1 protein-coding gene is annotated in these 231 nt (G+C 64.5%); it reads left to right on the top strand.

Annotated features, from left to right (window positions below; all coding sequences use genetic code 11):
- Positions 1–231 (top strand): carboxyl transferase domain-containing protein (locus AC3II9_RS22655; RefSeq protein WP_489159045.1); only part of this gene is annotated, 231 nt, incomplete at both ends.

The raw sequence follows: 231 nt of genomic DNA on the forward strand, positions 1-231 counted from the left end.
GCGCCAAACTGCTCTTCGCCTATGCCGAGGCGACGGTGCCCAAGATCACCGTCATCACCCGCAAGGCCTATGGTGGTGCCTATGACGTGATGGCGTCCAAGCATCTGCGCGGCGACCTCAACTATGCCTGGCCGACCGCCGAGATCGCGGTGATGGGTGCCAAGGGCGCGGTCGAGATCATCTTCCGGGGCAAGACGCCCGAGGAGATCGGCGAGCGGACGGCGGAATATG

Source organism: Lysinibacillus sp. RU7 (assembly GCF_057837305.1).